We start from the raw sequence: 7,729 nt of genomic DNA, 5'->3' as shown, positions 1-7,729 counted from the left end.
TGCCGCCTGGCACCTCCACGAACTCACCCGCGACCAACCACTCGCCATGTTCGTGTTGTTCTCCTCGGTCGCCGGCGTCGTCGGTTCGCCGGGACAGGCGAACTACTCGGCGGCCAACCAGTTCCTCGACGCGCTCGCCCAGCACCGCCGGGCGAACGGGCGGCCCGCCCACTCGCTCGCCTGGGGTGCCTGGGCGCAGGAACACGGCATGGCGTCCCGACTGACCGAGGTGGACCGGAGCCGGGCGACCCAGGCCGGGCTGCGGCCGATCTCACCGGTCGAGGGCCCGGGGCTGTTCGACGCGGCGCTCGCCGCAGCCCACCCGACGACGGTGCCGATGCACCTGGACGTCGCCCTGATCGAGCGGCAACCGGGCCCGATCCTCCCGGTGTTGCGCAGTCTGGTCCGCAGGTCGGGCCGGCGCGTGATCAGCGCGGCGGCCGAGCACACCGGGCTGCTCGCGGAACGGCTCGCCCCGCTCGACGAGTCCGGCCGACGGGAAGTCCTGCTCGATCTGGTCCGCACCGCCGTGGCCGCGGTGCTGGGCCACGGCTCGACCGATCGCATCACCCCCACGACCGTATTCACCGAGCTGGGGTTCGACTCGCTGACCGCGGTCGAACTGCGCAACGGGCTGGAGGGCGAGACGGGTCTGCGCCTGCCGCCGACCCTGCTGTTCGACCACACCACCCCTGCGGCGCTGATCGACTTCCTCGCGGTGGAACTCGCCGGCCGCACCGAGGGCACCACACGGTCCGGCGTGGACTTCGCGGCCGAGATCCGGCTCGCCGAGGACGTGGTCCCGGCCGACGAGGTGACCACCGTGGTCGCCGATCCCGGGCAGGTATTCCTCACCGGAGCGACCGGGTTCGTCGGCGCGTTCCTGCTCCGGGACCTGATGCGCGAGACCGGGGCCACCGTGCACTGCCTGGTCCGCGGCGCCGACGAGGAGGCCGCGCTCGATCGGCTGCGCGCCAACCTGACCTGGTACGGCATCTGGGACGAGATCGACCTCGACCGACTGTCGGTCGTCACCGGCGACCTCGCCGAACCGCGACTGGGCCTGGGCGAGGACCGGTTCGACCGGTTCGCCCGCGAGGTCGACGTGGTCTACCACGCGGGCGCGACGGTCAACTGGCTGCACCCGTACACGTCGCTGAAGGCGGCCAACGTGACCGGCACCGAGTGGGCGCTCCGGCTCGCCGCGCTGCATCGCACGGTTCCGCTGCACTACGTGTCGAGCACCGGCGTCTTCGCCAGGCCGGCGCCCGACGGCGCCGGGCTGACCCCGCAGGATCCCACCGGCCCGCCGGAGGAGCTGACCAACGGATACCGGCAGAGCAAGTACGTCGCGGAGAAGATCATCGCGCTGGCCCAGGCCCGCGGCCTGCCGGTGTCGATCTACCGCGCCGACGTCATCTCCGGCGCACAGACCAACGGCGCCTGCCAGACCCGGGACTTCGTCTGGTTGAGCCTGAAGGGCAGCCTCCAGGCCCGGGCGATGCCGATCGGCGCGAACGCGCTGTTCCCGATGGTGCCGGTGGACTATGTCAGCGCGGCCGTGCTGGCGCTGTCCCGTACCACGAACGGCCGCACGTTCCACCTGTTCAACCCGGTGGCGGTCGGCTACGCCGACATGGTGAAGCGGTTGCGCGAGTCCGGCTACGTCCTGGACGAGGTGCCCTGGGACGAGTTCGTCGCCACGGTCCGCGCCGATCGGGACAACGCGCTCTTCCCGACGATCGACATCTTCCGGAGCTACATGACCGCCGGCGAGGCGCTGTACATGCGGATGGACGTCGACGAGACGGAGGCCGCCCTGGCCGGTACCGGCATCGCCTGCCCGGAGATCGACGCCGAACTGTTCGCCAGGTATACCGAGTTCTTCGCCGGCGCCGGCTACTTCCCGGCGCCGGGCAAGCTCGGGTAGGTGCCGTCCCGCCGACCGGTGGGACCGAACGGGCCGGATGCGGCCCAGGTGTGTGCTTGCCTTCGACGGCTCGCCACGCACCTGGGCCCGCCGGCCCCTTCGGCATACCCGGCCGCGCCCGGTCGGCGCCCGTATGGGCCCGCACATGTGAGAGCCCGCACACGCGAGGGCCGGTGCCCGGCGAGCGGCCGGCTCGGGGTTGCGGCCCGACGTGAAAAGGTCCGCCGAGGGTGCTCGGACACCCCCGACGGACCGTTCACCGCCACCGGATCGGCGCCGGTGGACCCGCGGTGCGAGTCCACCGGCGCATCCGGGCCTACTGGTTGCCGTCCAGGAACTGGAAGAGTTCCTCGTCCGTCGCGGCGGTGACGTCGAGCCGCTCGTCGGGCCGGTCGGCGGAGTCCCGGAAGGCGCGCAGCTTCAGCAGCAGACCCTCCAGGCGATCGGCGATGCGATCCCCGTCCCGACCGGTCGCCGAGGACATGGTCAGCGCCGAGTCGACCCGGTCCAGCTCGCTGAGCACCGAGCCCGTCGGCGTCGAGAGGCGAGCCGCGAGCAGGCGCATCAGCTCGCGCGCCACGGCCGCCGCCGTCGGGTGGTCGAACACCAGCGTCTGCGCGAGCCGCAGGCCGGTCTCGGCGCCGAGCCGGTTCCGGAACTCCACGGCGGACACCGAGTCGACCCCCAGGTCGGAGAACGCCCGATCCGGATCGATCGACCGTCCCGCCGCGTACTGCAACACGTCGGCCATCCGGGTGCACACCAGGTCGAGCAGGATCTCGTATCGGTCCTCCTCGGCCAGGCCGGACAGCCGGTCCGACAGGGCGCCCGCACCGGCCGAGGCCGGCCGCGACGCCCGCGGCGCACGCGGCGTCACCCCGCGGCCCGCGAGTCGCCGCAGGATCGGGGGTACCTCCGCCTGGGCGCGCACCATGGCCAGGTCCAGGGCGACCGGAACCAGCAGCGGCTCGTCCAGACCGAGTGCCGCGTCCAGCAGCGCGACGCCCTGCTCCGACGAGGACAGGGTCACCCCGAGCCGGGCCAGCCGGGCCAGGTCCACCTCGGTCAGGTCCTCGGTCATCGTGCTGCGCTCGGCCCACATGCCCCAGGCCAGCGACACCCCGGGCAGGCCCCGGGCTCGCCGGTACTGCGCCAGGGCGTCCAGATAGGCGTTGCCGGCCGCGTAGTTCGCCTGACCGGCCGGGCCGATCAGGCCGGACAGCGAGGAGAACATCACGAACGCCGACAGGTCCAGATCGCCGGTCAGCTCGTGCAGGTTCCACGCGGCGACCATCTTGGGGTTCAGCGCCACGTCGAGTCGCTGCCCGGTCAGCTCGGTCAGCACCCCGTCGTCGAGCGCGCCGGCCGCGTGCACGACCGCCGTCAGCGGGGCCTCGGCCGGGATCGCGGCGAGCAATCGGGACAGCGCGGCGCGGTCGGCCGTGTCACAACCGGCCAGGACCACCTCGGCGCCCAGCGCGGTCAGTTCGGCCGCCAGCTCGACGCCCCGCGCGGACCCGGCGCCGGTGCGGCTGACCAGCAACAACCGCCGCACCCCGTGCACGGTCACCAGATGCCGGGCCACCACCACGCCGAGCGTGCCGGTCCCGCCGGTGACGAGCACCGTGCCGGTCCCGAACGCCGCCGTCGGCGCGCCGGCGCCGCCCACCTCGGCCCGGACTAGCCTGGGCACCAGGGCCCGACCGGAGCGCACCGCCAACTGCGGCTCCTGCCCGACCAGCGCCGCCACCGCGTCCCACGGCACCGACTCGGCGTCCACGTCCACCAGCCCGAATCGGCCGGGGTTCTCGGTCTGCGCCGACCGCACCAGGCCCCACACACCGGCCTGGGCCAGCCCGTCGACCGGCTCCTTCGGCTCGGCCCCGACCGCCCCCTCGGTCACCAACACGAGCGTGCCGGAGGCGAAGCGTTCGTCCGCGAGCCACTCCTGCACGGCGGTGAGCACCACATTGGTGACCTCCCGGGCGTCCGGGCCGGCCGGGCAGCGCAGGAACACCACGTCCGGATCGGCGCCGACCTCGGCGAGTTCCCCGACGAGCGTCCACCGGGCCGGCTCCACCGGCTCGGCGGGCGCGGCCGACCACTCCACCCGGAACATCGACTCCGCGGGCGTACCCGGCTCGGTCGTCGGCATCTGCCGAAAGCGCAGGCCGTCGACCGACGCCACCGGCACACCGCTCGCATCCGCGAGCCGGATCGACACCACGTCCGCGCCGGCGGCCGACATCCGCACCCGCAGCGCGGACGCGCCGACCGCGGACAGGGACACCCCGGACCACGCGAACGGCAGGACGGCGCCCGGCATCCGGTCGAGGAAGGAGCCGAACCAGACCGCGTGCAGCGCCGCGTCCAGCAGCGCCGGGTGCAGGCCGTACCGATCCGCGTCGGCCGCCGCCTCCGGCGGCAGCGCGACCTCGGCGAACACCTCGTCCCCGAGCCGCCACAGCGCGGACAACCCGCGAAACGCCGGTCCATAGTCGTACCCGCGGGCGGCGAGGTCGGCGTACAGGTCGCCGATCGCGACCTCCTGCGCCCCCTCCGGCGGCCAGTGCCCGGCCTCGAACCCGGCGGGCGGTGCCCAGTCGGACAACGAACCGTCCGCGTGCCGGACCCAGTCGCCGTGCTCGGTGCGGGCGTGCACCGACACCGCCCGGTGTCCGGACTCGTCGGCCTGCTCGACCACGACCTGAAGTTGTGCCCCGTGGCGCTCCCCGAGCACCAGCGGTGTGTGCACGGTCAGTTCGTCGAGCAGGTCGCACCCGACCTCACGGCCGGCCCGCAGCACCATCTCGACGAACGCCGCGCCGGGCACGATCACCCGACCCAGCACCGCGTGGTCGGCCAGCCACGGCTGGGCCTGCGGGGACAACCGGCCGGTCAGTACCGTCCCGCCGGACTCCGGCAGCGCCAACACCGCGCCGAGCAGCGGGTGTTCCCCGGCGGCCAGGCCCGCGGCGCGCAGGTCGCCGGCCTGCGCCGGCACCTCCATCCAGTACCGGTCGCGCCGGAACACGTAGGTGGGCACCGGCACCGTGCGCGCACCCGTCTCGGCGAACACCGCGGGCCAGTCCACCTCCACTCCGTGCACGTGCAGGGTGGCCAACGCGGTCGTCGCGGTGGCCGGTTCCGGGCGATCGGCGCGCAACACCGGCACCGCGACCGACACCGCGTCCCCTTCCGGGAAACACCCCTCGGCCATCGCGGTCACCGCGGCATCCGGGCCGACGCCGACGAACCGGGTCACCCCGTCGTCCCCGAGCCGACGCACCGCGGCGGCGAACCGCACCGGCTCGCGGACCTGGCGCACCCAGTACTCCGGCGAGCACACCGACTCGGCGGGCAGCGGCTCGCCGGTGACCGTCGACACGATCGGCAACACCGGTTCGTGGAACTCCACTCGGGCGAGCACCTCGCGGTAGGGCGCCAGCATCGGGTCCATCAGGGGCGAGTGGAACGCGTGGCTCACCCGCAACCGCTTCGTGCGTCGGCCCAGGGCCGCGAAGTGCTCGGCGACCCGCGACACGGCGGCCTCCTCGCCCGACACGACCACCGATTCCGGGCCGTTCACGGCGGCGATGCCGACCTCGGCGCCCGCCGCCATCGAGGCGACCTCGTCCTCGCCGACCCGGATCGACACCATCGCGCCGCCCGCCGGCAACGCCTCCATCAGCCGGCCTCGCGCCGCCACCACGCGGCACGCGTCCTCCAACGTCCACAGTCCCGCGACGAACGCCGCCGACAACTCGCCGATCGAATGCCCGGCCAGCACCTCCGGCCGCACCCCCCAGGAGCCCAGCAGGCGGGTCAGCGCGACCTCGACCGCGAACAGCGCCGGTTGCGCCCAGCCGGTGCGGTCCAGCAGTCCGGCGCCCGTCTGCGTCTGCGTTTCCGGCTCCGGCCCCGACTCCCGCTCCGGCTCCGGCTCCGGCTCCGGCTCCGCGAGCAGTACCTCGCGCAGCGGCCGGTCCAGCAGGCCGTCGAACCCGGCGCACACCTCGTCCAGCGCGGCCGCGAACACCGGGAACCCCGCGTAGAGTTCGCGGCCCATCCCGAGCCGCTGGGTGCCCTGTCCGGCGAACACGAACGCGGTCCGGCCCGGGTGCGCGACACCCCGCACCACCCCGGCGACCGTGTCCCCGGCGGCGATCGCCCGCAGGCCCGCGAGCAGCCCGTCCCGGTCCGCCGCCACCACCGCGGCCCGCTGTTCGAAGGCCGTCCGGGTGGTCGCCAGCGAGAACCCGACGTCGAGCGGGTCGAGCCCGTCCACGGCGGCCAGCAGGGCCCCGGCCTGGTCGGCCGGCCCCTCGGGGGTCCGGCCGGAGAGCACCCACGGCACCAGCGGCAGCGGGGTCCGCTCCCTCGGCTCGACCGCCTCGACCGGCTCGGTCGCCGGCGCCTGCTCCAGGATCACGTGCGCGTTCGTACCGCTGATCCCGAACGACGACACCGCGGCCCGCCGCGGCGCGTCCGTTCGCGGCCACTCCCGCCGCTCGGTCAGCAGCCGTACCTCCCCCGAGGACCAGTCCACATGCGAGGAGGGAGCGTCCACGTGCAGCGTCTTGGGCAGCACCCCGTGGTGCAGCGCGAGCACCATCTTGATCACGCCGCCGACCCCGGCGGCGGCCTGGGTGTGGCCGATGTTGGACTTCAACGATCCGAGCCACAGGGGGCGGTCGCGGTTCGGGCCGTAGGTGTCCAGGACGGCCTGGGCCTCGATCGGGTCGCCGAGGCCGGTTCCGGTGCCGTGCGCCTCGACCGCGTCCACGTCCGTGGCGGACAACTCGGCGTTCTCCAGTGCCTGCCGGATCACCCGCTGCTGGGACGGTCCGTTCGGCGCGGTCAACCCGTTCGACGCGCCGTCCTGGTTGACCGCGCTGCCGCGCACCACGGCCAGTACCGGATGCCCGAGCCGCAGCGCGTCCGAGAGCCGCTCGACCAGGAGCATGCCGACGCCCTCGGCCCAGCCGGTGCCGTCGGCCGCGTCGGCGAAGGACTTGCAGCGCCCGTCCGAGGCCAGTCCGCGCTGGCGGCTGAACGCGACGAGCATGCCCGGGGTGGACATCACCGTGGCACCGCCGGCCAGCGCCAGCGTGCACTCGCCGCGGCGCAGCGACTGCACCGCCAGATGCAGTGCGACCAGCGAGGAGGAGCAGGCCGTGTCGACGGTGACCGCGGGGCCCTCGAACCCGAAGGTGTAGGCGATCCGCCCGGACGCGGCGCTGTTCGCGGTGCCGGTGAGCAGATGCGCCTCCGCGCCGCCGGCGGCCTGGTGCAGTCGGGGGCCGTAGTCCGGTGCCATGGCTCCGGCGAACACCCCGACCCGGGCGCCGCGCAGCGATGCGGGGCGGACCCGGGCCCGCTCCAGCGCCTCCCACGAGGTTTCCAGGAGCAGCCGCTGCTGCGGGTCCATCGCGACCGCCTCGCGCGGCGAGATCCCGAAGAACTCCGGGTCGAACTCCGTCGCGTCGCGCAGGAATCCGCCGCTTCGGGTGTAGGTGCGGCCGGGGGTGTCGGGGTCCGGGTCGTAGAGCGACTCCGCGTCCCAGCCCCGGTCGACGGGGAATTCGCCGATCGCGTCGCCGCCGGCGTCCAGCAGCCGCCACAGGTCCTCCGGCGAGCCGACGTCGCCGGGGAAGCGGCACGCCATGCCGATGATGGCGATCGGTTCGCGGCTCGCCTGCTCGGTGTCGCGCAGGCGTTGCTTGGTCTGCTGCAACTCGGCCGTGACCCGCTTGAGGTATTCGACCAGCTTCTCTTCGTTACTCACAAGAACTCCGA

General features: G+C 74.0%; 2 protein-coding genes. One reads left to right on the top strand and one right to left on the bottom strand.

Going from position 1 to position 7,729, the window contains the following annotated elements:
• The coding region (locus ABZ374_RS44535) for a thioester reductase domain-containing protein (RefSeq protein ID WP_360323623.1) at positions 1–1,930 on the top strand (1,930 nt) is incomplete at its 5' end.
• Between the two features lie 316 nt (positions 1,931–2,246).
• On the opposite strand, the gene ABZ374_RS44530 is transcribed toward ABZ374_RS44535, so the two are convergent.
• Positions 2,247–7,718, bottom strand: a complete 5,472-nt coding sequence (locus ABZ374_RS44530; RefSeq protein WP_360323621.1) for a type I polyketide synthase — start codon at positions 7,716–7,718, stop codon at positions 2,247–2,249.
• Between the last annotated feature and the right edge of the window lie 11 nt (positions 7,719–7,729).

Source organism: Embleya sp. NPDC005971 (assembly GCF_040629175.1).
In the GTDB taxonomy this organism is placed as follows: domain Bacteria; phylum Actinomycetota; class Actinomycetes; order Streptomycetales; family Streptomycetaceae; genus Embleya.
This window is presented reverse-complemented; position numbering and strand designations above follow the sequence as displayed.